The following is a 25465-nucleotide window of genomic DNA, read 5'->3' on the forward strand; positions in this document are numbered from 1 at the left end:
CTGTAGGAGCGCGCTTGCCCGCGAAGGCGGTGTGCCTGTCACGTATCAATCGCCTGACACGCCGCATTCGCCAGCAAGCCGGCTCCTACGGATTCTGGGTACGCCAAAAAATACCTGCCATGCCGAGATCCACTGTAGGAGCGCTTGCCCGCGAAGGCGGTGTGCCTGTCACGTATCAATCGCCTGACACGCCGCATTCGCCAGCAAGCCGGCTCCTACGGATGCTGGGTACGCCAAAAAATACCTGCCATGCCGAGGTCCACTGTAGGAGCGCGCTTGCTCGCGAAAGCGGTTTGCCTGTCACGTATCAATCGCCTGACACGCCGCCTTCGCCAGCAAGCCGGCTCCTACGGATTCTGGGTACGCCAAAAAATACCTGCCATGCCGAGGTCCACTGTAGGAGCGCGCTTGCCCGCGAAGGCGGTGTGCCTGTCACGTATCAATCGCCTGACACGCCGCATTCGCCAGCAAGCCGGCTCCTACGGATTCTGGGTACGCCAAAAAATACCTGCCATGCCGAGATCCAGGTGTAGGAGCGCGCTTGCCCGCGAAGGCGGTGTGTCCGTGATGAATCAATCGCCTGACACGCCGCCTTCCCGGCTAAAGCCGGTCCCACATTCGCATTCACGCTAAATCCCGGATCAAGTCGCGCGTATCAACGTCTGCATCAATTCTGCCTCCGTCGACAGGGTTTTCGAGTTCGCCTGATACGCCGTTTGCGCCTGGATCAGCTCGACCAGCTCATTGGTCAGCGTGACGTTGGAGCCCTCCAGCGAGTGCCCGATGACGCTGCCCAAGGTGCCGACACCCGGCGAGTCGTAATTGGCGACGCCTGAGGCCAGGGTTTCGACCCAGCGGGTGTCGCTCACCGGCTGCAGCCCCTGATTGTTGGCGAAACTGGCGAGCATGACCTGGCCGACGTTGCGATGCTCGCCATTGCTGAAGCCGATCATCAGCATGCCGCTCTTGTCGATGGTCAACTGGGTGGCCTGCCCGGCCGCGTGCCCGTCGATGACGATGTTGCTGCTGCCGGTGGCGGCGTTGTGCTGACTGATCTTGTTGAAATCCATGACAATGCCGTCGGCATTTCCCACGGCGCCATTCGCGCCCCAGCGCCCGCCCGGCTTGTTGCCGTCCAGCGGTTTGGCCGGCACCCAGCCGCTGAGGGTCAGGGTGTTGTTGGCGGCGGTCAGCCATTGACTGCCGATCAGCGATTGCAACGAGCCGCTGGAGTCAAACAGCATGCTCGCCGTCGACGGCGCCGTGCTGGTCGGGTCCTGCGGGTTGCGCCCGTCGATCAGCGTATGCATCTTCCAGCTGTTGCTGCCGTCTTTGACAAAGTACTGGGTCATCTCGTGGCGCATGCCGAGGCTGTCGAACACCCCAAAGGTGGACGCCTTGTTGAAGGTGGTGATGTCCGACGGATTGAACGTCGGCACCGGCCGCGGCATGAGCGGATCGGCCGGGTCGAGCACGGGAAGGCCGCCGTCCAGCAGCGGCAGTGAGATCGGTCCCGGGGCGGGCGCCGGGCTTGCCGTCCAGCTGCCGTTGACCTTGACCGCCGGGCGCCATGTCTGCAGGGACAACTCGGTGTCGGAGATCATCTTCACCGCTGCCGTCGAGCCGGTGAGTGAAAGCTTGCCGGCCGCAGACACTTGCAAACCGACCTCCAGCGGCGCGGTGCTGGTCGGGTCCAGCGGATTGACACCGTCGATGAGAATGTACGACGTCCAGTTGTTGTCTTCGGTCTTGACGAAGTACTGCTTGAGCTCGTGATCCTGCGGCGGAGCGCCGGCGTCCTGAATCACCCTCCCCGTCACCCGGCTGTAGGTGGTCGGGTCGCCGGGGTCGAACCTCGGAATAGCCCCGAGTGACGCCGACCCCGCATTCAGGTTGAGGGTCTGCTCCATCTTGCCGGTGGCCTTGGGCGACATGTCGGCCGCGTCAATCTTCAGATCCGTGCGCACGCCGCTGATTACCTTTCCGTCGTCTGTCACCCCATAGCCTTGCAAGCGGCTGCCGCGGGAGTCCACGACAAAATTCTGCGCATCCTTGATGAAGGCCCCTGACCGACCGTAACTGATGGAACCGGCGTCACTCGTGACAAAAAAACCGTTGCCCTGAATGCGCATGTCGAGCGCCCTCCCCTCGCTGGTGATGACCCCGCCGGGCGCAAAATTCTGCGAAACGTTGGCCACCTGCACCCCGTCGCCGGAAGCCGTCCGGCTGCCGCCGAGCATGGAAGAGGAATAGACCGCCGAGAACTCAGCGCGAGAGGATTTGAAACCTGAGGTGTGGACGTTGGCGATGTTGTTGCCGGCCACTTCCATGCGCTTGTGCGCCGCGTGCAAACCTGAAACCGCTGTGTTGAATGACATGAACACTCCCTGAGTCGTTGTTCAACGACACGCTCGTCGATGCATCGAGATCGCGGGCAAAGGAATGCAATCGAACGGACCGCGTGGACGGCACTGCTCAATGGCATTTATTTGTCAGCGAACTTGATTCTCGCAAAGACGAAAGTAGGAAGTTTCCAGTTGTAGAGTGGGACGGCTCTCGATATTTCATCCCGAAAAAAAGGCAAAAAAAAAGCCCCTCCGAGAGGGGCTTGATCAAGCGTATCCAGCGACCGTGATCAGGTCATCTGAATGATGGTCTGCATGATGGTGCTTTGTGTCGAAATGGTCTTGGCGTTCGCCTGGTAGTTGCTTTGCGCCTTGATCAGGTTCACCAGCTCACCGGTCAGGTCGACGTTGGATTCTTCCAGCGCCTGCCCGGTCAGGTAACCCAGCGTACCCGACTGTGGAGCGCCCGTGACCGGGATACCCGACGAAGCCGATTCACGCCAGTTGGTGCCGCCCGCCGGGGACAGGCCCTGAACGTTGGCGAAGTTGGTCAGCGACACCTGACCGATCACTTTGGACTGACCGTTGGTGTAGGTCGCGAACATGTTACCGGTGGCGTCGATGTTCATCGCTGTGATCTGGCCGGTGGCGTAACCGTCCTGGGTCTTGGTGATTGCACCCGACACCGCGTTGGTCTGGGTGGTCGCCAGCATATTGAGCTTGATGCCGCCCGCATTCGCGGCCGCGCCGTTGCTCGCCCAGGTAGTGGTGCTGCCAACGGTCGTCTTGGCCGCCGGTACCCAGTTGTTGATCGAGAAGACGCCGTCAGTACCCACGCTCACGTTTGGCGAATTGGTGGTATCAGGGGCGCCGGTGCCGCTGGTGATCAAGCCACCCGACGAATCGAAGGTCACGGCGGTCGCGTCAGCAGTAGTGGAGTTTGGATCGCTGATGCTGCGGCCGTCGACCAGGCTGTACATCGTCCAGGTATTGGTGCCCGTCTTCGAAAAATACTGATCGAGGGTGTGCTCATTACCCTGACTGTCGTACAGCGGCGTGCTGTAGGTCGTGGTGTAGCTGCTGGTGTCCGACGGCGAGAAGGTCGAAACCGTCGGCACGGTGGACGAAGAGTTCAGGTTGGAAGCGACGGTGATCAAACTGGTGCTTTTCGGCGCCAGGTTCGACGAATCGACACGCAGGTTGCTCAGCACGCCCGTGGCGACATTGCCCTGACCGTCAACGCTGTAGCCCTGCAGATTGTTGCCCGCTTCGTTGACGATGTAGCCGGCGGAGTCGGTGTGAAACGCGCCGGCACGGGTGTAGAGCTTCTCGCCGTTGTTGCTCATCATGAAGAAGCCGTTGCCGTTGATCGCCAGATCCAGGCTGCGACCGGTGCCGGTGTTCAGCGTGCCCTGTGTGAACTGCTGAGAAACGGCGGCGGTGGTGACGCCACTGCCGGTGTTGGTGCTGCCGGACGTGCCGCGAATCGATTGGGCGTACTGGTCAGCAAACTCCGCACGGGAAGATTTGAAACCGGTGGTCGCGACGTTGGCAATGTTGTTGCCGGTAACGTCGAGACTTTTGTTTGCGGCGTAGAGCCCACTAAGACCAACATTGAAAGACATGATTAACTCCTGCGCCGTCTAGTCGGCTCTAAATTCCGATTTGCTTGATTTTTGCCAGTGCCACCTGGGTGCCGCCGGCGAGGTTCAACGTCATGTCAGAGCCCGTTGTGCCCATGGTCACGCTGTTCACGGTCGCCGGCAGGTAGGTGCTCAACGTCGTGGCGGTGCCGTTAAGGCTGCCGTTGGCGACGAAGCTGTAATTGCCCGCTGCCAGCGCTGTGCCGCTGTCGTCCTTGCCATCCCAGCTAAAGGATGTGGTGCCCGCCGCCTGAGTACCCAGGTCGATGGTGCGCACGACGTTGGTGCCGGTGCTGTCGTAGATCTTCACCGTGGTGTCGGTGCTGGACGATGGCAGCACCACCGAACCGGCCATGGCCTTGCTGGTGTCGACGTAGGTCGAACCGGCGTCCACGGTGACCGAGCGGCCGACCAGCGAGGAAGCCTGCAATGCCTGGGACGACTGATACATGGTGCTGATCGAGTCGACCGAGGTGCTCAGGTTCTGCATGGTTTCCAGGCTGCTGAACTGAGCCAGCTGGGCCACGAACTCGCTGTTGTCCTGAGGATCGAGCGGGTTCTGATTCTGCATTTGCGTGACCAGCAACTGCAGGAACGAATCCTTGCCCAGGGAACTTGAGCCGGTGAGGCTGCTGGTGCTGGTGCTGGATTTGGTGCTGGTGCCTGTGGTTCCGGAGGTCGTGCTTTGCAGGCCTTTGAGGAACGTCGAGGTAGCGTCTGTGCTTGAGACCGTCATGGATTTCGCCCTTTATCACTGACCGAGGGTCAGGACCTTCTGCATCATTGTTTTCGCGGTGTTCATGATTTCCGCATTGGTCTGGAACGAACGGCTGGCCGAGATCATGTCGGCCATCTCGTTTACGACGTTGACGTTCGGGTAATACACGTAGCCGTTCTTGTCGGCTGACGGGTGATTTGGCTCGTAACGTGCTTCGAGGTTTGAGGCGTCTTCGACGATGCCGGAAACCTGTACGCCGGTGCCGGCCTGGCCCTGATCTTCGAACAGCGAGGCGCTGCCGCCGGACTCCTGACCCTGGAAGACCGTGGCGAACACCGGATGGCGGGCGCGGTAGGTCTTGTCCATGCTGGAGGACACGGTTTCGGCGTTGGCGATGTTGCTGGCCACGGTGTTGAGGCGAGTGTTCTGGGCACTCATGCCGCTACCGGCAATATTGAAAACACTGGACAGGGACATGGATTACTCTCCGCGCAGGGCTGCAACCAGCCCTTTGAATTTGCTGTTGAGCAAGGTGAAGCTGGCCTGAAAACCGATGGCGTTTTCGGCGTAGTTGGCGTTTTCGACCTGGGAGTCGACGGTGTTCTGGTCAAGCGACGGCTGCGACGGGGTGCGGTAGAGCAGACTGGCTTCGCCATCGCCCATGCCTTCGGCTTCGATGTGACGGTTGTTGGTCATGTCGAGGGCGAAGTGGCCGTTTTTGCTTTTGTCGCTTTCAGCGGCCAGGACTTTGGAGAAGTCCAGGTCACGGGCTTTGTAGTTAGGGGTGTCGGCGTTGGTGATGTTGTTGGCCAGCACTTCGGCACGCTGGGCGCGGAAGTTGAGTGCTTTTTCGTGGATGCCGAGGGCGTTTTCAAAACTGATGCTCATGTCGGGACCTTTGAGGGCTGACCAGATGTACGTGCAGGAGTTATAGCAAGGTGTGTGCCACTTTCTGAAAGCACGGATTTACGGGGGCTGCAGGGGTGTTGGTGGGGAGGGATGACAGAAAAGCGGCAAGGGATTTCCGCTCGATGGGAGGAAAGCGGCAAGAGCGGTGCCGTTTTTTTGCCGTTACGTGGGTCCGTGCTCGGACCTGATGACCGGTTAACAGCATCTGCCTAACGGCAGATATTTCGCCTTCGGCGAGTTACTTGGAAAAGCACCCCAAGTAACCAAGGGTGCTTGCTCCTGGTTAGGCCCCTCGTACCTCGGGGTTCCCTCACTCCGACGACGCTCCGTGGGCCCGCGCCGAACGGACATCCATGTCCTGACGGCGCTCTCGCGGCATCCATGCCGCTCGGCCCACTCCGCGTCGTCTACGTTCAGCCTGCACCCAAGTCGCGATAGGTGTCGTCTGGGCTAGCTGTGTATGAAGATCAAGATCAACAGCTTCCCGGCTAAAGCCGGTCCTACCGACCGTGCGCGAATACCTGTGATGATCGTTCCCTCGCTCCGCGTGGGAATGCCGCCCCGGACGCTCTGCGTCCTGCTGTCGCCGCGGATTACGAGCCCTGCGTTAGATGACGCAGAGCGTCAAGGGATGCATTACCACGCAGAGCGTGGGAACGATCAGAAAATATCGCGTACCTCCATTGGGACCGTGCGCGAATACCTGTAGGACTGGCTTTAGCCGGGAAGCTGTTGATCTGGTTTAAACGCGCTTTTGATCTTCCTACGCAGAAAGTTCAAACGACACAAAACGCGACATGGGTGCAGGCTGAACGTAGGTCTCGCGGAGTGGGCCGAGCCGCATGGATGCGGCGAGAGCGCCGTCAGGACATGGATGTCCGTTCGGCGCGGACCCACGGAGCGAGACCGGAGTGAAGGAACCCTGACGAAGGAAGGGCCCAACCAGAAGCACAAAGCCCTTGGTTACTTGGGGCTTTATCAAGTAACTCGCCGAAGGCGAAATATCTGCCGTTAGGCAGATGCCCTACCAGCGCCAACACAAAACAAAAAACCCCGCCTAAGCGGGGTTCTCATCAAATCAAAAGCGCAGCCAATCACTTGGCCTGATAAATAATCCCGGGACTGCACTGCACCATCTGATAATGATCCGGCAGCCCGTTCAACGCCTCCGACGCCCCAAGGAACAAATACCCCCCTGGCTTCAACGTCGAATGAATGCGCAACAAAATATCCTTCTTCACATCCGCCGAAAAATAAATCAGCACGTTGCGACAGAACACGATATCGAACTTGCCCAATGCCGCATAACTGTCCAACAGATTGAACGAACGAAACTCCACACGGCTCTTGATCGGCGCCTTCACCGTCCAGCGCCCCGGCGTCTTCTGATCGAAGAAACGCTGCAGACGATCCGGCGACAGACCCCGGCCGATGGCCAGACTGTCGTACTCACCCGTCTTGCAATTGTTCAACATCAAACCCGACAAATCCGTCGCCACAATCTGCGCACCGGACTTCAACTGCCCCGGGTTACTGCGCTCGAACTCATCGATCGTCATCGACAGCGAATACGGTTCCTGACCCGACGAACACGCCGCCGACCAGATACGCAAACGCTGGTTGGGGCTGGCCTTGATCGCCTCGGGCAAGACCTTGTTCTTCATCACCTCGAAGGGGTATGTATCGCGAAACCACAACGTTTCGTTGGTCGTCATCGCATCGACCACCTGCTCGCGCAAACCACTGCGCGGCTGAGTCTGGATACGCTGGATCAGCTCGCCCAACGACTTGATGGACTGCTGCTCCATCAACTTGTTGAGGCGGCTGGACACCAGGTACTGCTTATTTTCACCCAGCAAAATGCCACAGGCTTTTTCCAGGAATACCCGGAACTGATCAAAATCCAAATTACCTGTAGACATGCCGCCTCTCAAATCATGTGAACAGCAAGGAGGAACACCCCTCCTCAGCTGATATCTGCCGCCTTGATACGATCTACTACCCTCGCCGCCAGATCGTCCGGCCGGAACTTGGCCAGGAAATCATCAGCGCCGACCTTCTTGACCATCGCCTGGTTGAACACGCCGGACAACGAGGTGTGCAACACAATGTGCAACTTCTGCATCCGCGGGTCGCTGCGAATCTCCGCAGTGAGGGTATAGCCATCCATCTCCGGCATTTCAATGTCGGAAATCATCATCAGGAATTCTTCTTCCGGCTTTTTGCCTTCGTCCACCAGTTTGCGCAGGAAATCGAGAGCCTGACGACCGTCATTCAACGCCGTGACTTCCACGCCGACGGTTTGCAGGCAACGCGTCACCTGTTTGCGCGCCACCGAGGAATCATCGACCGTCAGCACGCGCAACGACAGCGCCTTGTGCTGCACCTCAGCCGTGACCACGCCGACCGAGATGTTCTCGGAAACCGGCGCCACCTCGGCGAGGATCTTCTCGACGTCGATGATTTCCACCAACTGGTTGTCCAGACGCGTCACTGCCGTGAGGTAGTGGTCGCGACCCGTGCCCTTGGGTGGCGGATGAATGTCTTCCCAGTTCATGTTGACGATGCGTTCGACCGCATGCACCAGAAAGCCCTGAATCTTGGTGTTGTATTCCGTGATGATCACGAATGAATTGGTAATGTCAGCCAGCGGCTTGCCACCGGTCGCCAACGCCAGATCGAGGATCGGGATGGTCCCGCCACGAATACTTGCCACACCGCGCACAATCGGACTGGATTTGGGCATGTGGGTAAGTTTCGGGCACTGAAGCACCTCTTTTACCTTGAACACGTTGATCCCATACAACTGCTTGCCGTCCAACCGGAACAGCAACAGTTCAAGGCGGTTCTGCCCTACCAGTTGAGTGCGCTGGTTTACTGAATCCATCACACCAGCCATGCACCACTCCTCCCAAAACGACCAATTGCGCTACCGGATCGGTAAGCGGCACGGCCCTTGCTATTTACACATCATGAACACACAAATGACAGTATCCCGACGCCCGGCACCCGCAACCCGCAGCTTTCTCTGCGTGCTGGTCGCGCTGTGTCTGTTGTGTGCCGCCAGCCTGAGCCGCGCGGACAACATGACCCTGCCTGAAACACTTATCGGCGTGACCCAGGGCTTTCTTGAATTCACAGTTGAAGACTACATGGCGACCAACCAAACCGCCGGCCGTTACGAGATCGAGGTCAAGCAGCTGGATCCGCGCATGCGCATGCCGCTGTGCGACAAGGATTTGACAGCGTCACTGGAAAGCCCCGGGCAGCCCATCGGCCGCGTCACCGTGAAGATACGCTGCGAAGGCACGTCCCCGTGGACGGTGTTTGTGCCGGCCCAGGTCCATCTTTACCGCAATGTAGTCACGGGCGTGCGACCTATGAAGCGCGACGCGATCGTGACTGAAAACGATGTGGCGCTGCGCGAACGTGACGTGAGCCTGCTGGGGCAAGGCTTCCTGGATTCGCTGGATCAGGCAGTTGGGCAGAAAGTCGTCCGACCAACGGTCATCGACCAGATCCTGACGCCCGTCCACCTCGAACAACCGCAAATGGTTCACAAGGGCGATCAAGTGGTGATCAGCGCACGCAGCGGTTCGATGAGCGTGCGGATGCCGGGCGAAGCCCTGTCGGACGGCGGTTTCAACGAGCAAATACGGGTGAAGAACCTCAACTCTCAACGGGTGATCAAGGCCAATATCGTTGCGCCCGGGCAAGTTGAGGTCGCTATGTAACTGACATGTGAAGGTAAGACCTCTGGCGCTGCGCTTGCGCTTTTCCTACACTCGGAACCCCTGTGCTCCGTGCGAAGTCCATTCGAGACTGTTTTCGCACGGACCCTAAAGTTATTCCGGGTCTGGCCGAAACCAAGGCAAGCGTCCTAGAACCCAGAGGTTTTTCAATCATGGTCATCGACTTCAATCGTTTGAACAGCTCCACTCCCGTTGGCGGTACAACACGTACGGCCAGCACCAAGGAAGCCAGCAAAACCGAAGCTACGGCAGCGGTCAGCGGCACCTCGAGCGTGCCCGGTAGTGGTGAGGCAGTACATTTGAGCAGCGAAGCTCAACAGTTGCAGAAGATCAGTGACTCGTTGCGTGATCAGCCTGTCGTCAACAGCGCCCGTGTGGCTGAGTTGAAGCAGGCGGTCGCCGACGGCAGCTATAAGGTCGACAGCAATCGTGTTGCCAGCAAACTGCTTAACTTCGAAGCCCAGCGCTAGCCCCCGGTCTGCGCAGGGGCTTCTGGACGCTTAAACACCAGGGCATGCGATGCAAGACACTACATTGCTTCAACTGATCACGGACGACATTGCGCCGACCCGGCATCTGCTGGACATCCTGAAGGCCGAGTCAGTGGCGCTTCACGGGCGCAATATGGTCGAGATGGAACACATCCTGGCGCAGAAACAGGCGCTGGTGATTGTGCTTGAGCAGCATGGACGCCGACGTACCCAGCTGATGACCAGCCTGGGTCTGCCCGCCAATCGCGCGGGACTCGAAGAAGTGGCGAAACATTCGTCAGTGGGTGAAGCCTTGTTGACCGCAGGCGATGAACTCAGCGCACTGATGGGTGAATGCCAGGCGGCCAATGAACAGAACGGCAGCCTTATCCAGCTCCAGCAACTCACCACGGCACAGCAGTTGAGAATTCTCAACGGCGGCGACACCCCGACGCTGTATGACAGCCGCGGTTCGACGTCCGGCAAGGCCAGGCCTCGTCCGCTCAGCCAGGCGTGAGTTCTTGTATCAAGGTGCGCAACGTGATGGCAATATGCCGCACGCTGCCGTTATTTGCCTGGAGATGGATAAACCGTGAATGCCTCAAGCGCGGAAGATGTTCCGCAGCCCCCGAAGGTACTGACCACCCCGTTGGAAATCGCCGCCAATCTGCGGCTGCTGATGGAAAGTCATGACCCGTTGATCATCACCTTTCACGAACGCAGCCAGCGGTTTCAGAGCTACGTGATCGACGTCAACCGCGACACCAACGAGATGATTCTCGACGAGATGATCCCCCGTGACGGTGAGCGTTTTCTGGCCAGCGGTGAACCTTACCGGGTCGAAGGCTTTCACGACGGCGTGCGCATCGCGTGGGAAAGCAAAGCCCAAATGACGGTGATCGAAGCGCCGCGCAGCTATCGCGGCCCTCTCCCCCAGGAAGTCGTCTATCACCAGCGCCGCAACGCGTTTCGCGCGGCGCTGAAGCTGGCATCCCTGATTGATGTCGAGATCGGCGGCGACCGGCTCAAATTCCCGTTGCGCGGCAAACTGCTGGATGTCTCCGCCACTGGCTGCAAGCTGCGCTTTGAGGGCGATATCTCCGAGCGCATGCAGCTGGGTCAGGTCTATGAGCGATTCATCGCCTCCCTGCCCTTCGGCAACATGACCACGCCGGTGGAACTGCGTTATCTGCACTTCGAAGAAAGGATCAACACCACGTTCGCCGGTGTGCGCTTCCACAACATGAGTGGATTGGTGCAGCGTCAGGTCGAGCGTTTCGTGTATCAGCTGCAGCGCGAAGCGCGACGCTTCGACAAAGACGACGATTTCTGATCGTTGGTGGTGACCGGCTGGCGCGCTTCGGCGCGTGCTGGCCGGTTGCCGACATCCGCTGCTATTGCCTCCCCGATAGTGGGCACATCAAATAGCGCTTCTTGATCCGCTCCCACAACGCCTCCCGCCCCGCTCTACCCCCCTCCAAATCACGCCTGCTCGATCAAAATGTGCACCTCATCACGCCCGCGTGTAGGACTCTTTACCGCACCAGTGTGGGATGCGTCTTGAAATAATCTGTGCCACTTTCAAGCCCCTGACCCTGTGTTAATTTCGCCGCTCAAACGCAGCAGAGCATGGACGCTCGCCGCGGCCACATCTCAGGGAAGTTACGTCATGCGCCCCATCATCGTTCTCAACGACCCCACCCTCAAAGGCGGTCGAGTCATTCAAGGCTCGCCCTCCACGTTCCTGCACGGTCTCGAAGTCGCCCGCCACGGTGACGGCGTGCTCTGCTTTCACGGCCCCTGTGCCATCGCCGAAGGGGATGAAACCTGCCTCGTCGATGACCGGCCCATTGCCCGCGACGGGGACCGCCTTCTGTGCGGCGACACCCTTGTGGCGACCCACGATGACTGCTGCATTCTGTAGGGGTCGTCATGAAACATTCCTTTTTGAACCGGCTGCTCGGCAAACCTGCGCCGCTGCCACCCCCTGCCTTCCCGCGGCAGTACGAGGCGCCACCGCGCAGCATGTACGACCGGATTTCCGAGAAGCGACTGGCACAAGAAGCCGCCCAGCGCCTGCTGGACCGGGCCAAGCCCCGAGGTAATTTCTGCCCGCAAAGCGTCAGCGTCGAGGACGTCTGGCTTCGATTGCCCGGGCATTCCCTGGATCAGCGGTTACCTGTCCAGGACATCCCCAGGCACGCGAACGCGCTGAGCCACGATTCCAGGCTAATGGCTGCCGATGGCTCGCGCCGACTGTTGCGGCGGATCGAGATCGACACGATCCCCCTGCCATCGACCGAGCCACTCACCCGCGCCATCGAACTGCTGCGGGCGACGCTGACCCAGTGCCCGCTGTTCGACCGAGTCGCGGACTGGACGCAGGTTGAAGTGCATCTGTTCCCGCCGTCCCATGTCGATCCACTGGTCTGGTTCGAGACCGTGGTGAGTGTGTGGCCCCAGGCGTTGCTGCCCGGCGGCGGTTTCCGTATCGCCGGCCAGGCACCGGGGCCGTGGCTTGCCGAATTGCTGTCCAGCAACCTGAGCATGCCCAATCATCTGTGCCTGAGCATCGACAGCTGGGCCACTCTGCCGGCCAACGCACACGCTGCGGATCCGGCGCCCCTGGGTGAGGTGGTATCCCTCGTTTCGCTCAAACGGGACGCGCGAACCGATACCCCGAACACCGCCCCCGAGCAGACCTTCAATCAGCAGGTTCAGGACCTGTCGCTGTGCGGCCAGGTCGGGACCGTTGCTGCCGAATGGACGCGGACGGCCCTCGGCTGCCTGGCCGCTCGCGCTTCCCCCGGCCACGCCCAATGGGTGCTGGACCTCACCGACAGCGATTCAAGCGGCGGATGCATCATCGCTGAACCTCACGCCGCGCCCACTGCCCCGACAGGAAGTCCGACATGACCTTCGCAACCCCCTCCCCCTTGAACTTCGCCGGTATCCGCCAGGAAGGACGCCTGCTCGAACTCAAGACGCCACTGACCGAGCCGTTACTGGCCGTGCGCGTCCACGGCGTCGAACGGCTCGGCCGAATCCCGCGTTACTGCGTGGACGTCGTCAGCGAGTCGACACGCATCGACCCCCACCCACTGATCGGCGAGCCGGTGCGTCTGGCCATCAAGCTGGCCGACGGCAGCCACAGTTACAAACACGGCTTCGTGGGCAGCGTGCGCTACCTCGGCAGCGACGGCAGTTTGCAGGACTGGCAGCTTGAATTCGCGCCCTGGTTCAGCCTGCTGGAATACCGCCAGGATTGTCGCATTTGGCAAGACATGACGTTGATCGACATCTTCACCGAGGTATTCCGGGGGCATCCCCAGGCGCAGGGGCGTTACACATTCGACTTACGCCACGAGCAACCGGCGCTGTCCTACGTCACCCAGTTCAACGAGAGCGACGCCCACTTCGTGCAGCGCTGGTGCGAGCACGCGGGCATTTATTGGTACGTCGTTCATGAGGCTGACCAGCACAGGATCGTCTTCGTCGACAGCGTCCTTGACCTGCCTGCGCTGGAGCCGCAAGCGCTGCCTTTTCACACCCAGACGGCCGCGCTGGATCACGACAGCATCGTGGAGTGGAGTCAGGCCGACACGCTGCTCAATGGCCACGTTCTGTGGAGCAGCAACAATTACCGGGCGCACCGCCAGCCGCTGTCTGTCCGCTCCATGGGCCTTAATCCACCGGGGGCGGCGAAGACGCTGGAACGCTACGAATACCGAGGCCAATACGCGTGGCACAGCGATGAAGACGGCAATTGGCAGACACGGGTGCAGATCGAGCAGGTGGAGTCCGCCGCGCGGCGCATCACCGGCAATGGCGGCGTCCGGCATATGCTGCCGGGCCACACATTCGAGCTGCGCGGGCACCCGTTGTACGACGCTGGCCCGCGCGACCGCCGGGCGTTCATGCTGATCGCCGTCGAGTTCTTCGCGCAAAGCAACCTGCCCGTTGCACTGACCTGTCGCGAGCGGCCCGGCAGCCTGCAATCGCAGCTCAAAGGTCTAGGCGCCGACAAACCGTCCGAGAAAGGCGAAGGCTTCTATTGCAACGCGTTCGAGGCTCAACGCCAGGACGTCCCGTACCGCAGCGCCTTCGAACACCAAAAGCCTGCTAACCCCGGGCCGCAGACCGCCGTGGTCGTGGCGCCCAACGGCGGGCCTGTGCAGACCGACGCGCTGAATCGGGTGTGCGTGCGCTTTCACTGGGACCGGCTCAGATCGCCGGAAAAAGCGCCCAGTTGCTGGCTGCGCATGCTGCAAAACAGCAGCGGCGCCGGTTGGGGCAGTGTCTATGTGCCACGCGCGGGCGAAGAAGTGGTGGTCACCTTTCTCGACAACGACATCGACCGCCCGCTGATCCTCGGCCAGGTCTACGGCGGCGACAAACCGGCGTGGCATTCCACGGGCCGGATGAGCGGCTACAAAAGCCAGGAAATCGACGGGCTCGGTTACAACCAGTGGGTCATGGACGACACTACTGCGCAGTTGCGCACGCAGATCCACAGCAGTCACGGCCACAGCCAACTGAACCTCGGTTGCTTGGTGGATCAACAGGGCAATGACCGTGGCGCCTGGCGCGGTGACGGTTTTGAGTTGCGCACCGAAGCCTCCGGCGCCATTCGCGCACCGCAGGGCTTGTACCTCAGCACCTGGCGCCGCACCAAGGCACAAAGTGGGCATCTGGACAGCAGCGAAGCTGGCCAGCAGTTGAGCGACGCCTTGCAGCGCATGACGGCGCTGTCCGACCAAGCCAGTCAGCACAATGCCCTGTCGCTGGAGGAAGGGGTCGACAACCTGAACCGCCTGCATCAGGCCGCCACGCATTCCCACCGCCAGGGCAATGCGACGTCGCAGGGCTATGACGCACCGCTGATCGTCGCCTCGGCCCCCGCCGACATCGTCGCTGTCACGCCGGAGAACATCCAGCTGCACAGCGGCCGCCACACCAGCCTTTCCAGCGGTGAAGACATCAACCTCGCCAGTGCACGCTCGCTGCTGATCAGTGTGGGTCGCAGCATCAGCCTGTTTGCCCGCGACGCCGGGGCGAAGCTGTTCGCCGCGAAGGGCAAGGTGGAGATTCAGGCCCAGGACGACGCCATCGAGCTGACCGCCAAAGACAGCGTGCGCATCACGTCCACCGCGCGAACCATCGAGATCGCTGCACAGGAAGAAATTCTGCTGACCTGCGGCGGCGCCTACATCCGCCTCAAGAGCGGCGATATCCAGATTCACGCGCCCGGCACCATCGACATCAAGGCGGCGAAGAAAAACATCGGCGGCGCCAGCCAGATGGACCGCGAACAGACGCCGTGGCCGCAAAGCACGGCGGGCCAGACGCTGACCCTGCTGGCCGGACAAAGCAGCGCCGCCAGTCATCAGCCGTGGACCGGCATGCCTTACACGGTGTTCGCCGACGGGGTTGAGATTGAGAAGGGCGTGATGTCGAGCGACGGGAAAATCAGCGTCGAGCACCGCGTATCGCGCTCGCGCTACCGCGTCGAACTGGCCAACGGCGCCAGCTACGACATCCCGGTCAGCGGCGATTATCTCGGCGACCAGGACAACGGCGCCCGCGCCAACCGCGGCCTCCACCGCCATCAACACAGCCTGACGCCCGGTTCGGGCGCCGCACCCAGCCAGTACCGCGAAGACTACGACCGCCTCAACGACCCGGACACGGAAGCCTGAAGATGAACACACCCAGCATCACCTGCCCCATCGCCACCCGCCAGACTTCATCGGCCGTCATGAACCAGCGCTGGATGGTCGAGTGCAGCGAGTATTCGCCCAAGCCTGCGACGTTCGAGCCGCTGGTCAATGGCGAGCGCGCCTTTGGCGCCGTCCACGACGCGATCATGGCGGCAAAACATTCGGTCGAGATCATCTGCTGGGGGTTTCAGCCGTCGATGCATTTCAAGCGCGGCGGTGGTCAGGCGCAGTGCATCGGCGAATTGCTGGTCAATAAAGCCTCCCTCGGTGTGAAGGTGCGGGTGCTGTGCTGGTCCGACAGCGTTCACCTCACTGCGATGTTCGCGGAGAACATGACGCCGGGGCGGAACCTGGCCTCTTTCGTATCGCACGCCGGCGACTGGCGCTCCACGTGGCAGCAAGCGTATGACTGGGAATGGTACCGCCGCGCCTCAACGCCTGACACCCGCGCCAGTTCGCTGGTGGAACAGATGTTTCCCGCACTCAAGGGCTTCCGATGGATCACGTTGCAGGCACAAGAACTGTTCAAGGCGGGCGCGCGGCCTTTCGAAAACATCGAGTTTGCGGTCCGCGACCTGGGGCTGGCCGACCGTGCCGAGATTGCCTATCAAATATGGACCCGCTCCCGGGAGCAAGGCGCGGCAGAACTTGAGGCCGCCGGCAAGGCAGCAGCGATGTCGGTGATCCCCACTCATCACCAGAAAATGGTGCTGGTGGACTACGAACACGCTGACCGGGCAGTCGGCTTCGTCATGGGGCACAACATGCTTGACCCCTATTGGGACCGCGACGACCACGCCCATGCTCGTTCTGATGACGTGTACGGGCGCAACGGTTTTACGCCGAGGCAGGACATATCCAGCCGCGTCACCGGCCCGGTGCTTCAGGACCTGAACGCCAACTTTACCCAGGCCTGGCTGAGGGCGACCGGCATTGACCTGCAGACCGCCCGCGAGCCCCTCGCCGCCCACCTGAAACCGCGCAAAGGCTTTGGGCCGCCGATGATGGCGCAAGTGCTGCGCACCCAGACCGAGGCAGGTAAACGCGACATCCGGACCATGTACCTGCAAGCGGTCAAGAACGCGACCCAGTTCATCTACATCGAGAACCAGTACTTCCGCTGGAAGCCGTTCGCCGACGCCGTTGTCGACATCGCCCGCCGCCATGCCGAAGGCGGCCGCGATCCCGGCGAACATGGCTACCTGCACCTGTTCGTCGTCACCAACTCCTCCGACGAAGGCATGGCCGACGGCGCACTCGGGACCTTCCGCATGCTCCGACAGTTGGGCCGCAGTGAAGTCATGCCCTCTGTGGCGCGTCTCGAACACGATGATTACTGGCAAGCGAAGCTCGATGCGCTGCACGAGGAGTACATTGCCGCGCAAGTCAAACTGGCCGCCTACTACAACCGTGTGGACGCGATGGGCAAGCTCGATGGACCCATCGAACGGTTGGAAATCGAACGCGATGAATTGGCCAAACAGTACGCAGAACTGAAAAAACAGCTCAAGAGCGAGAAAAGCGCCCCCATCACCCCGATTGATGTGCCTGGTTTAAAAGTCCACATCTGCACACTTGTTGCCCCGGACTCCCCGCCCGATAACTGGCTGGAAGTGTATATCCATAGCAAATTGATGATTGTCGACGACGTGTTTACCACGTTGGGCTCGGCGAATATTAATGAGCGGAGTATGAGTTCGGACAGTGAACTGAATATATGTGTCGAGGATCCGGCGGTGGCGAAGCCGTTGAGGAGGCAGTTGTGGGAGTTGCATACCGGGTACAACAGCTCGAGTGAGGACATATCAACGGAATATCAGAAATGGAGTGATGTGCTGACTGAAAACAATGACCGTCGAGACCCGATGAGTCAAGCCAAACTACGGACACCCGCTTGTTCGCTCGTGGAATTCTTACGACTCAGCCCGAGCCGCAAAAATGTTGACTAAATGCAATTTTTATCGGAGATCATTGTTCGCACTTATTTTATCCCTAGCTGGTTGTGATTATGGAGACAAACCAATGACATCATTCGTTCCAGAAAAAGCAGATTGGGAAGTCGTGTCAAAACGATTAGAGTTTGAATGTATTCATGAAAAAGATCGTCTGCCCCCACTGGACCCAGATGCACATCGCCTATATCAATATGGATTACACCTATCCCAACTTTCCGGGCCAAAGGATTTCGATCAGACGGCGCGCTACTATCGGATCGCCGCCGCGCATGATCACTATCGTGCTGCGACAAACTTGCAAGCGCTGCTATCACAGGGCCTAACAAACGCCCCGCGCCCCGCGAAAGAGACTATTGACTTGGTAGAAGATTTGATTAACCGGGGCATCCCAGGAGCTTACTATGATATGGGTCACTATCTTGAACTCGGATATGGTGTGAGGCAGGATGCTGAAGCAGCTCGCTACTATTTCAGACGCGCGGCTGACTATGGAAATCCGGAGGCTCAATATTACGTAGCTAATTTATTGGCGAAGACTGGTAAAGCTGGAGCCATCCCACTTGCGATGATGCGCTGCTCCATGGAACAGGGACATCGCGAGGCGGCGCTGAGATACGGCGTATCGAGAAAGAATGAAGGTCTATTCATTGAAGCTCTTGAAGCTTATCAATCAGCATCTAAATTCGGAAATCCCGCTGGAGCGCGCAGACTTAGAGAGGCATTTAACTACAGCAAGACAAGCAACGAAACCTATTACTTAGCAGCCGATATTGATAGCGAAAGATCACGACGATATAGCCTTATAACTAACTTTTTGAATAAATACGAACACCTCGGCGCCAAAGTTCCCGACATCGACCAAATCGTACCCCTCCCCCCAGCCAAACTGCCCGATTGGGACGAAACATTCGAATGGAAGCGCAAGCGCGACGCCGCCGTGCCTCCGTCGCCACCCAGCGAAGAATTGATCGCGCGGATGTGTGAGGAGAAAGGACTTGATCCAGCCACAGGCTGGCCGTTGAGTGGGTTGAAGTAATGCCCCCTCGATGCATGAGTACTCAAGCAAATAGCAAATAGCAAATACAAGGACTGATATGAACTACATCGGATCAGCAGGCTTTCTAATAGCGCTATCTCTGAGCGGCTGCGACAGCAAAGTTGAAGAATCAAAAAGCTTCGTCCCTGAATTCACTGATTACAACGCTGTGTCCAGAAACCCGAAGTTTGAGTGCATGCAGGAGCCGGACAGGCTACAACACATCAGTCCACACGAGGATGCCTTTTACCAATATGGACGGCACCTCTCCCAAGTGAGAGGTCCGAAGGATTTCGATCAAATTGCACGTTACTATCGAATTGCCGCTGCCTATGGTGATTATCGTGCAGCGAGGAGCTTGCAAGCTTTGCTAATACAGGGCAAAACCACTACCGAGAAGCCAGCCGAAGAAGCTATAGGTCTAGTGAAACACCTATTAGCCCATGGCAACCCTAGGGGGTATTACGATATGGGGCTTTATCTTGAGTCCGGATATGGAGTGCAACAGGACAGTTCGGCTGCGCGCTACTACATCAGACGCGCGGCTGACTTGGGCAATCCGGAAGCGCAATTCCTGACAGCAAAATCACTACTTCAATCGTCTAAAAACAGCTTTGTTGCATTATCCATGCTGCGCTGTGCTATGGATCAGGGCAGCGTGGATGCCGCAAATCTCTACTTTGAAATCAGCGCACACAAAGATAACCATGAACAAGCGCTGCTCGCCCTTCGCACCGCCACTAAATTTGGAGACCTCGAAAGCGCATCTGCTTTAGCGAGCACTGATTACGGCAGCGGACTTGAGAGGGACTCCAGGATGTTTAATCCGGACGAACGTGTTGAGGGAGATCGGCGATACAAACTGATTGCACGCTTTCTAACCAGGTACAAAAATCTTGATCCCCAAGTGCTGGATATCGACGAAATCGTTCCCCTTCCCCCGACAAAACTTCCCGTCTGGGACGAGACGTTTCAATGGAAACGTGCTCGCGATGCAGCCACTACGCCGTTAACGCCAAGTAAGTTGACGGTTGATGAAATGAGCAGACGAAAAGATCTCAATCCAACAACCGGATTGCGGTTGAGCCCGTTAAGACTAAAGCTCAAGGCTATCAGAAAGAAATTGCAATGGCGTAGCTGGGATTAAAATTCATGAATAAAGGATCGAACAAACTCGTGGGCTGCGTGCTTGCGTCAATCTTAGTGATTAGCTTTCTTGCGATAAGCCAATTCGGTAACCACCCATTTATTAGTAAATCACCCAGCGCTCCTTCTTACGTCTTTAACTGGAATCCGCTTCTCGATCTAGACTATGCAAGCGCGGAGTGGGTTTTCGAATCCATCAGCGAGCAAGCGGTGTCGGACGTGATTAGGGACGCCATCCGGGATCAAGAAATCTGGATGAGGACACCTGACGCCACGGTTGACGATAAATACTTCTCCTGCACCCCTATCAGCCTGAAGAAACCAAGCAAATTCGCATTGGCCGCGTTCAACGAAGCGGATAAACCCGATTCCGGGCCTATGGCCAAATTCTACTATGTTGAGGCGGCTCGAGCAGGTTATTGGCGAGCAGCTGCGCGCCTGGTGACTTTGAATCTTGACGAAGGCTACCCTCTCTACGCCGTCCCGCTGGTGGCCTGGCTCCTACAAAACAAGGTTCCAGCGGGACACAACCTACTGGCGGATATTTTAGTCACGCATTCTGAGGGACCGGAGTTTGATCCGGCGGGTCTTGGAACTTCACTCAGATGGCGGGCCGCTCTCAGTGGCGATCCAGATGCTTTATCGAAAATGGCAGACCTGCTGCTGCGTGAAGGCGAGCCGCAGTTTGCCAAAACGCTGCGTGACTGCGCTGAACGTAACAGACAAACATTCGGGGAATACGAGGAAAGCCCTTGGGATTCATTCCTGCAGTGGCTGCTGGAGGCCGGATCTACCCCATAGAGTTTTGCCGGCTGATGCCCGCATTCGAGAGCAAGCTCCCCGCAGGTCCAGCGGCCCGCGGCAGATCGGCGGTTGAATGGAGACCAACTGTAGGAGCGACCGGGGTGGCGCTCCACCTTGCCCGCGAATGGGGTCAGCCAGACGAAATCCATTTCGTAGCCAGGTCGCCTTCGCGGGCAAGCGCGCTCCTACAGGTGTTGCATCGGTCAACATTTCGGGGTCAGGCACTGAAGCTTTGGCGGGCAGCGTGCTGGCGAAGGCGGTGGGCCAGCCGACATCCATTTCATAGACACACCGCCATCGCGGGCAAGCGCGCTCCTACAGGTTTTGCATCGGTCGACATTTCGGGGTCAGGCACTGAAGCTTTGGCAGGCAGCGTGCTGGCGAATGCGTTGGGTCAGACGAAAACCATTTCGCAGACAGATCGCCTTCGCGGGCAAGCGCGCTCCTACCGGTTTTGCCTCAGCAAAAATTTCGGAGTCAGGCACTGAATCTGTGGCAGGCAGCTTGCTGGCGAAGGCGGTGGGTCAGCCGACATCCATTTCACAGACACACCGCCTTCGCGGGCAAGCGCGCTCCTACAGGATTTCGCGGTGCTCGGGCTGTCTGCGTGAGACAACAGACCTGTGGGAGCCCGGACAGCCAGGCCGCATCACAAAGGCCGATCCACCCCGACATCCCGCCGCACTTCAACTGCCTCCTCCGGCCCAGCCGCATCAGGTTCAGCAGCCACTTCCTCATCCATAATCGCCACCGGCCGCACAACGCCTTCGCCTGACGCCACAACCCGCTCTACCATCTCTGGCTGCACGTCAGTCTCAGCCGCCACATCCGGCACGACATCTGCCGAAGCATCAGGCTCAGGCTCAACGTCCTGCATCTGATCCTGCACCACCTGTTCATCCACGCGCGGGTCAAGGGCGACCACCAGCGGCGAGCTGGACATGCTGTCGGGCATGGCGACGTGGTGCAGCGGGGCGTCTTCGACCTGGTGCAGGTTGGTGACGGCTTTGGGACGAATACGGGTGACCAGCACCAGCGCCACAAAGCAGACAAACGCGTAGAGCATGTTGCTGCCGAACATCTTCATCAGCACGCCGGACACCAGCGGGCCGATACTGGCGCCGACACCGTAGGTCATCAGCAGCATGGCGGTCAGAGAGACGCGGCGTTCGCCTTCGACGTGGTCGTTGGAGAACGCCACCGCCAGCGGGTAAAGGGAAAACTGCAGCAGCGAGGCAAGAAAGCCCACCACCAGCAGCACTTCCATCGGCACGTTGGGGAGGATCGCCAGCGGCAGCGATGCCAGCACCAGCAGTACCGCAACGCCGCGGATGAGCCAGGCGCGGTCGTAGCGGTCCGACAATTTGCCCAGCGGGCCTTGCACGATAAGGCCCGCGCCGATGCAACTGGCCATGAACAGACCGACATGCTCGGTGGACAGCCCCTGTTGCGCGGCATAGAGCGGCGCCAGACCGTAGAAGGAGCCGATGATCATGCCGGCGCTCAATACTGTGGTCAGGGATTGCGGCACGCGGCGCATGAAGAACAGCGGCTCCAGCGGGGCCGGGTGCATGGGCGCCGGGTGAATGCTGCGGGTCATTGCCACGGGCACGAGGCAAAGGGCGAAGCACATCGCCACAAGCATCAGCAGTTCAGGGCCGAGCTGCGGGTGGATGACCAGAATCAGCTGGCCGAGCACCAGCCCCAGGTACGACGCGATCATGTAGAGGCTGAACACTGTGCCGCGCTGCTTGGGCGAGGCCTGCTCGTTGAGCCAGCTCTCGATGACCATGTACTGGCACATCATCCCCAGACCGACGATCATCCGCAGGAAGATCCACGCCGGCAGGTAGTCGAACAGCCCATGGCCCAGCACCGCCGCGCCGACAATGCCCGCGCACGTCGCGTACGCACGAATGTGCCCGATCCGGCCAATCAGCCGGTGGCCGATCTTGCCGCCCAGGGCCAGGCCGACGTAGTTCGCGGCCATCAATGCGCCGACCCACAGGCCATCGACCTGATCGGCGGCCAGACGCAAGGCAAGGTAGGTGCTCAGCAGGCCCGAGCCGATCAACATCATCAGCGAGGCAAAGTAGAGCGCTCGAAAGGACTTCCAGATTTGGCGCATAGCTTTCCAAAAAACGGAAATCCCCGGCTTCAGAGGATTTCCGAACAGCGATTCTTAAGCCTGAGCGGCCAGAACGCGGCGCTCCCAGGGGGTGATTTCGTTGAAGAAGCTGGTCAGTTCCAGGGTCTTCGACGCGACGTAGCCTTCGATGAATTCGGCACCAAACAGTTCCTTGGCCAACGTGCTGCGAGTCAGACGTTCCAGGGCAGCGTGCAGGGTACATGGCAACGTCAGATTATCGGGCACGATGAACTCACCTTGAATCGCTGACGACGGTTCCAGCGCATGCTCGATGCCATGAAGCCCCGCAGCCAGACTGGCCGCAATGGCCAGATACGGGTTGGCGTCGGCACCGGGCAGACGGTTCTCGACCCGACGGGCGACCGGTGCGCTGGCCGGAATGCGCAGGCCCGCCGAACGATTGTCGTGGGACCAGCAAGCGTTATTGGGCGAGGCGAACGGATGGCACAGGCGCTGGTAGGAATTGACGTTAGGCGCGAACAACGCGGTGAAGTCAGCCATCGCCGCCTGCTGTCCGCCGATGAAGTGATGAAACAGCTCGGTCGCCTCGCCATCATCGTCGCTGAAGATGTTCTGGCCGGTGCGGGTGTCGACCACACTCTGGTGAATGTGCATCGAACTGCCGGGCGTGTGCGCCAACGGCTTGGCCATGCACACCACGATCAGGCCGTGCTTGAGCGCGACTTCCTTGAGCATGTGTTTGAACAGAAAGGTCTGGTCGGCCAGCAACAGCGGATCGCCGTGCAGCAGGTTGATCTCGAACTGGCTGACGCCCATCTCGTGCATGACCGTGTCGCGGGGCAGGCCCAGGGCGGCCATGCAGGCATAGACTTCTTTGAAGAACGGTCGCAGCCCGTTGTGGGAGCTGATGCTGAACGCCGACTGGCCGTCTTCGCGACGGCCGTCCAGACCGACCGGCGGCTGGAAGGGCTGGCTCGGATCGGGGTTCGCCGCGAAGACGAAGAACTCCAGTTCGGTGGCCACCACCGGCGACCAGCCACGCCGGGCGAAACGGGCAATCACCGATTTGAGCTGGCCGCGGGTGGACAGCGGCGACGGCTGGCCGTCGAGCTCGTCGGCGTCGCAGATCGCCAGGGCGCGGGGCTCGTCGCTCCACGGCAGACGATGGATCTGCTGCGGGTCGGCGATCAAGGCCAGGTCGCCGTCGTCGCTGCCGTAGAACTTCGACGGCGGGTAGCCGCCCATGATGCATTGCAACAGCACGCCCCGCGCCAGCTGCAACCGACGGCCTTCCAGAAAGCCCTCGCCGGTCATCACCTTCCCTCGTGGCACGCCGTTCAGATCCGGCGTGACGCATTCAATTTCATCAATGCCCATCAGTCGCTGCGCGAGTGAATGGTGGTCATCGCTACTCATGACTCAAATCCTTTTTCGTTGGGCACGCCGCAGGGCGGCAAGGCGTACAAAATAAGCGTCAGGCGTTCGGAATATCAAGCGCATCTTCGCAGCCCGGCGGGTTGGCCGGCTTCTTGCTTTTTCGGTGCCATAGCGCCGCAAACGCCATTTCGATGACGGCGAGCGTTCGACAACGCCAGCCATCACCGGGCGGGCGTTCCGCCGTGCGTCAACGCGCACAGCCCGCAGGGCGTAAGAGAGCACAGGAAGCTTATGAGTAAAACGATCCCGGTCACCCAGCCTCTGCTGCCTCCGCTGGAAGAGTTCATGCCCTATCTGCAGCAGATATGGGACAGCAAGCGCCTGACCAACGCCGGGCCTTTCCATGAAAAGCTGGAGAAAGACCTGGCCGAGTACCTGGGCGTCGAGCACCTGTGCCTGTTTTCCAACGGCACGCTGGCGCTGCTCACGGCGTTGCAGGCCTTGCGTGTGACCGGCGAAGTCATCACCACGCCCTACTCATTCGTCGCCACTGCCCATTCGTTGCTGTGGAACGGGCTGAAACCGGTGTTCGTCGACATCGCGCCGGGCACCTTCAACCTTGACCCCGACCGGATCGAAGAAGCCATCACCCCGGCGACCACGGCCATCATGCCGGTGCATTGCTATGGCATGCCGTGTGACGTCGACCGTATTCAGCAGATCGCCGACCGTTATGGCCTGAAAGTGATTTACGACGCCGCCCACGCCTTCGGTGTGCAGCATCAAGGGCAGAGCCTGCTGCGCAACGGTGACCTGTCGGTGCTCAGCTTCCACGCCACCAAAGTCTTCAACACCTTCGAGGGCGGCGCGATTGTCTGCCCGGACGCGAAGACCAAAAAACGCATCGATTACCTGAAGAACTTCGGTTTCGCCGATGAGGTGACGGTCGTCGCCCCCGGCATCAACGGCAAGATGAGCGAGATCAACGCCGCGTTTGGTCTGCTGCAACTCAACTACATCGACGGCGCGCTGGACCGACGCAAGCAGATCGACTCGATGTACCGCGAAGCCCTGACGCAAATACCCGGCATCGATTTGCTCTGGAGCCCCGGCGAGCACCACAACTATTCCTACTTCCCGGTGCTGGTGGGCGATGCATTCCCGATCAGTCGTGACGCCCTGTTCGAGCGCTTTCGCGAGCAGGACATCCTGGTCCGGCGTTATTTTTACCCGTTGATCTCGTCATTCCCGATGTACCGCAGCCTGGAATCCGCCAGACCGGGCCGCCTGCAAGTGGCCAGCGACGTGTCGAATCGGGTGCTGTGCCTGCCGATCTTCGATAGCCTCACCCCGGATGAATTCGCCAGGGTCATCGCGGTCATGCAGACGGTGCTGGCCGAGCACCGCTGAGCCGCGTCCACATTCACATCGCCGGTCCGCGCCCATTGAGCGCAAACCGGCGCCCGTCATCCGTCGCAAG

General features: G+C 59.7%; 21 protein-coding genes. 12 read left to right on the forward strand and 9 right to left on the reverse strand.

Annotated elements, in window-relative coordinates; all coding sequences use genetic code 11:
• Positions 1-641: 641 nt before the first annotated feature.
• From EC919_RS18920 to EC919_RS18955, 7 genes are all read right to left on the reverse strand, one after another.
• Entirely contained in the window at positions 642-2378 is a 1737-nt protein-coding gene (locus EC919_RS18920; RefSeq protein ID WP_133775923.1) for a flagellar hook protein FlgE, read from the reverse strand.
• Positions 2379-2635: 257 nt separating this feature from the next.
• Complete coding sequence (gene flgE, locus EC919_RS18925; RefSeq protein WP_133775924.1) at positions 2636-3970, reverse strand: flagellar hook protein FlgE; 1335 nt, start codon at positions 3968-3970, stop codon at positions 2636-2638.
• 28 nt (positions 3971-3998) lie between these two features.
• Positions 3999-4724: a flagellar hook assembly protein FlgD gene (locus tag EC919_RS18930; protein WP_133775925.1), complete on the reverse strand. Its 726-nt coding sequence runs from the start codon at positions 4722-4724 to the stop codon at positions 3999-4001.
• A gap of 15 nt (positions 4725-4739) precedes the next feature.
• Complete coding sequence (flgC, locus tag EC919_RS18935) at positions 4740-5183, reverse strand: flagellar basal body rod protein FlgC (protein WP_133775926.1); 444 nt, start codon at positions 5181-5183, stop codon at positions 4740-4742.
• Between the two features lie 3 nt (positions 5184-5186).
• Positions 5187-5594 (reverse strand): flagellar basal body rod protein FlgB, encoded by a 408-nt coding sequence (flgB, locus tag EC919_RS18940; protein ID WP_133775927.1) that lies wholly within the window; start codon positions 5592-5594, stop codon positions 5187-5189.
• Between the two features lie 1115 nt (positions 5595-6709).
• Positions 6710-7537, reverse strand: coding sequence for a protein-glutamate O-methyltransferase CheR (gene cheR, locus EC919_RS18950; RefSeq protein WP_133775928.1), 828 nt, complete (start codon positions 7535-7537; stop codon positions 6710-6712).
• 44 nt (positions 7538-7581) lie between these two features.
• A complete protein-coding gene (locus EC919_RS18955) occupies positions 7582-8514 on the reverse strand; it encodes a chemotaxis protein CheV (RefSeq protein ID WP_133775929.1) in 933 nt (310 codons plus the stop codon).
• Between the two features lie 73 nt (positions 8515-8587).
• On the opposite strand from EC919_RS18955, the gene flgA reads away from it, so the two are divergent.
• The 11 genes from flgA (at position 8588) to EC919_RS19010 (ending at position 20495) form a co-directional block, all read left to right on the forward strand.
• On the forward strand, positions 8588-9349 hold the full coding sequence (gene flgA / locus EC919_RS18960) for a flagellar basal body P-ring formation chaperone FlgA (RefSeq protein ID WP_133775930.1): 762 nt from the start codon (positions 8588-8590) through the stop codon (positions 9347-9349).
• A gap of 170 nt (positions 9350-9519) precedes the next feature.
• A complete protein-coding gene (gene flgM / locus EC919_RS18965) occupies positions 9520-9837 on the forward strand; it encodes a flagellar biosynthesis anti-sigma factor FlgM (protein WP_065987255.1) in 318 nt (105 codons plus the stop codon).
• A gap of 49 nt (positions 9838-9886) precedes the next feature.
• Positions 9887-10354, forward strand: a complete 468-nt coding sequence (locus EC919_RS18970; protein WP_133775931.1) for a flagella synthesis protein FlgN — start codon at positions 9887-9889, stop codon at positions 10352-10354.
• A gap of 75 nt (positions 10355-10429) precedes the next feature.
• Positions 10430-11170, forward strand: a complete 741-nt coding sequence (locus EC919_RS18975) for a flagellar brake protein (RefSeq protein ID WP_133775932.1) — start codon at positions 10430-10432, stop codon at positions 11168-11170.
• A 336-nt stretch (positions 11171-11506) separates the two neighbouring features.
• Positions 11507-11761, forward strand: a complete 255-nt coding sequence (locus EC919_RS18980; protein WP_133775933.1) for a PAAR domain-containing protein — start codon at positions 11507-11509, stop codon at positions 11759-11761.
• Positions 11762-11769: 8 nt separating this feature from the next.
• Positions 11770-12753, forward strand: a complete 984-nt coding sequence (locus EC919_RS18985; protein ID WP_133775934.1) for a hypothetical protein — start codon at positions 11770-11772, stop codon at positions 12751-12753.
• On the forward strand, positions 12750-15536 hold the full coding sequence (locus EC919_RS18990) for a type VI secretion system Vgr family protein (protein ID WP_133775935.1): 2787 nt from the start codon (positions 12750-12752) through the stop codon (positions 15534-15536). The genes EC919_RS18985 and EC919_RS18990 overlap by 4 nt, the downstream gene beginning before the upstream one ends.
• A 2-nt stretch (positions 15537-15538) precedes the next feature.
• Positions 15539-17506, forward strand: a complete 1968-nt coding sequence (locus EC919_RS18995; RefSeq protein WP_133775936.1) for a phospholipase D-like domain-containing protein — start codon at positions 15539-15541, stop codon at positions 17504-17506.
• A gap of 73 nt (positions 17507-17579) precedes the next feature.
• Positions 17580-18548: an SEL1-like repeat protein gene (locus tag EC919_RS19000; protein ID WP_133775937.1), complete on the forward strand. Its 969-nt coding sequence runs from the start codon at positions 17580-17582 to the stop codon at positions 18546-18548.
• Positions 18549-18606: 58 nt separating this feature from the next.
• Positions 18607-19695 (forward strand): SEL1-like repeat protein, encoded by a 1089-nt coding sequence (locus tag EC919_RS19005; RefSeq protein ID WP_133775938.1) that lies wholly within the window; start codon positions 18607-18609, stop codon positions 19693-19695.
• A 5-nt stretch (positions 19696-19700) separates the two neighbouring features.
• The gene (locus EC919_RS19010; RefSeq protein ID WP_133775939.1) at positions 19701-20495 is read left to right on the forward strand and encodes a hypothetical protein; all 795 of its coding nucleotides are present in this window, start codon (positions 19701-19703) and stop codon (positions 20493-20495) included.
• Between the two features lie 652 nt (positions 20496-21147).
• Here the strand turns inward: EC919_RS19010 and EC919_RS19015 are convergent.
• Positions 21148-22626, reverse strand: a complete 1479-nt coding sequence (locus tag EC919_RS19015) for an MFS transporter (RefSeq protein ID WP_133775940.1) — start codon at positions 22624-22626, stop codon at positions 21148-21150.
• Positions 22627-22680: 54 nt separating this feature from the next.
• Positions 22681-23922: a glutamine synthetase family protein gene (locus EC919_RS19020; RefSeq protein WP_208294997.1), complete on the reverse strand. Its 1242-nt coding sequence runs from the start codon at positions 23920-23922 to the stop codon at positions 22681-22683.
• Positions 23923-24276: 354 nt separating this feature from the next.
• Between EC919_RS19020 and vioA the strand changes: the two genes are divergently transcribed.
• The gene (gene vioA, locus EC919_RS19025; protein WP_133775942.1) at positions 24277-25395 is read left to right on the forward strand and encodes a dTDP-4-amino-4,6-dideoxy-D-glucose aminotransferase VioA; all 1119 of its coding nucleotides are present in this window, start codon (positions 24277-24279) and stop codon (positions 25393-25395) included.
• The last annotated feature ends 70 nt before the right edge of the window (positions 25396-25465 follow it).

Source organism: Pseudomonas graminis (genome assembly GCF_004364335.1).
Lineage (GTDB): Bacteria > Pseudomonadota > Gammaproteobacteria > Pseudomonadales > Pseudomonadaceae > Aquipseudomonas > Aquipseudomonas graminis_D.

Bases quoted from the DNA above. Each gene is read 5' to 3' on its own strand.
- EC919_RS18920 (WP_133775923.1), bottom strand. From the start codon at position 2,378: ATGTCATTCAACACAGCGGTTTCAGGTTTGCACGCGGCGCACAAGCGC.
- flgE (WP_133775924.1), bottom strand. From the start codon at position 3,970: ATGTCTTTCAATGTTGGTCTTAGTGGGCTCTACGCCGCAAACAAAAGT.
- EC919_RS18930 (WP_133775925.1), bottom strand. From the start codon at position 4,724: ATGACGGTCTCAAGCACAGACGCTACCTCGACGTTCCTCAAAGGCCTG.
- flgC (WP_133775926.1), bottom strand. From the start codon at position 5,183: ATGTCCCTGTCCAGTGTTTTCAATATTGCCGGTAGCGGCATGAGTGCC.
- flgB (WP_133775927.1), bottom strand. From the start codon at position 5,594: ATGAGCATCAGTTTTGAAAACGCCCTCGGCATCCACGAAAAAGCACTC.
- cheR (WP_133775928.1), bottom strand. From the start codon at position 7,537: ATGTCTACAGGTAATTTGGATTTTGATCAGTTCCGGGTATTCCTGGAA.
- EC919_RS18955 (WP_133775929.1), bottom strand. From the start codon at position 8,514: ATGGCTGGTGTGATGGATTCAGTAAACCAGCGCACTCAACTGGTAGGG.
- flgA (WP_133775930.1), top strand. From the start codon at position 8,588: ATGAACACACAAATGACAGTATCCCGACGCCCGGCACCCGCAACCCGC.
- flgM (WP_065987255.1), top strand. From the start codon at position 9,520: ATGGTCATCGACTTCAATCGTTTGAACAGCTCCACTCCCGTTGGCGGT.
- EC919_RS18970 (WP_133775931.1), top strand. From the start codon at position 9,887: ATGCAAGACACTACATTGCTTCAACTGATCACGGACGACATTGCGCCG.
- EC919_RS18980 (WP_133775933.1), top strand. From the start codon at position 11,507: ATGCGCCCCATCATCGTTCTCAACGACCCCACCCTCAAAGGCGGTCGA.
- EC919_RS18985 (WP_133775934.1), top strand. From the start codon at position 11,770: ATGAAACATTCCTTTTTGAACCGGCTGCTCGGCAAACCTGCGCCGCTG.
- EC919_RS18990 (WP_133775935.1), top strand. From the start codon at position 12,750: ATGACCTTCGCAACCCCCTCCCCCTTGAACTTCGCCGGTATCCGCCAG.
- EC919_RS18995 (WP_133775936.1), top strand. From the start codon at position 15,539: ATGAACACACCCAGCATCACCTGCCCCATCGCCACCCGCCAGACTTCA.
- EC919_RS19000 (WP_133775937.1), top strand. From the start codon at position 17,580: ATGACATCATTCGTTCCAGAAAAAGCAGATTGGGAAGTCGTGTCAAAA.
- EC919_RS19005 (WP_133775938.1), top strand. From the start codon at position 18,607: ATGAACTACATCGGATCAGCAGGCTTTCTAATAGCGCTATCTCTGAGC.
- EC919_RS19010 (WP_133775939.1), top strand. From the start codon at position 19,701: ATGAATAAAGGATCGAACAAACTCGTGGGCTGCGTGCTTGCGTCAATC.
- EC919_RS19015 (WP_133775940.1), bottom strand. From the start codon at position 22,626: ATGCGCCAAATCTGGAAGTCCTTTCGAGCGCTCTACTTTGCCTCGCTG.
- EC919_RS19020 (WP_208294997.1), bottom strand. From the start codon at position 23,922: ATGACCGGCGAGGGCTTTCTGGAAGGCCGTCGGTTGCAGCTGGCGCGG.
- vioA (WP_133775942.1), top strand. From the start codon at position 24,277: ATGAGTAAAACGATCCCGGTCACCCAGCCTCTGCTGCCTCCGCTGGAA.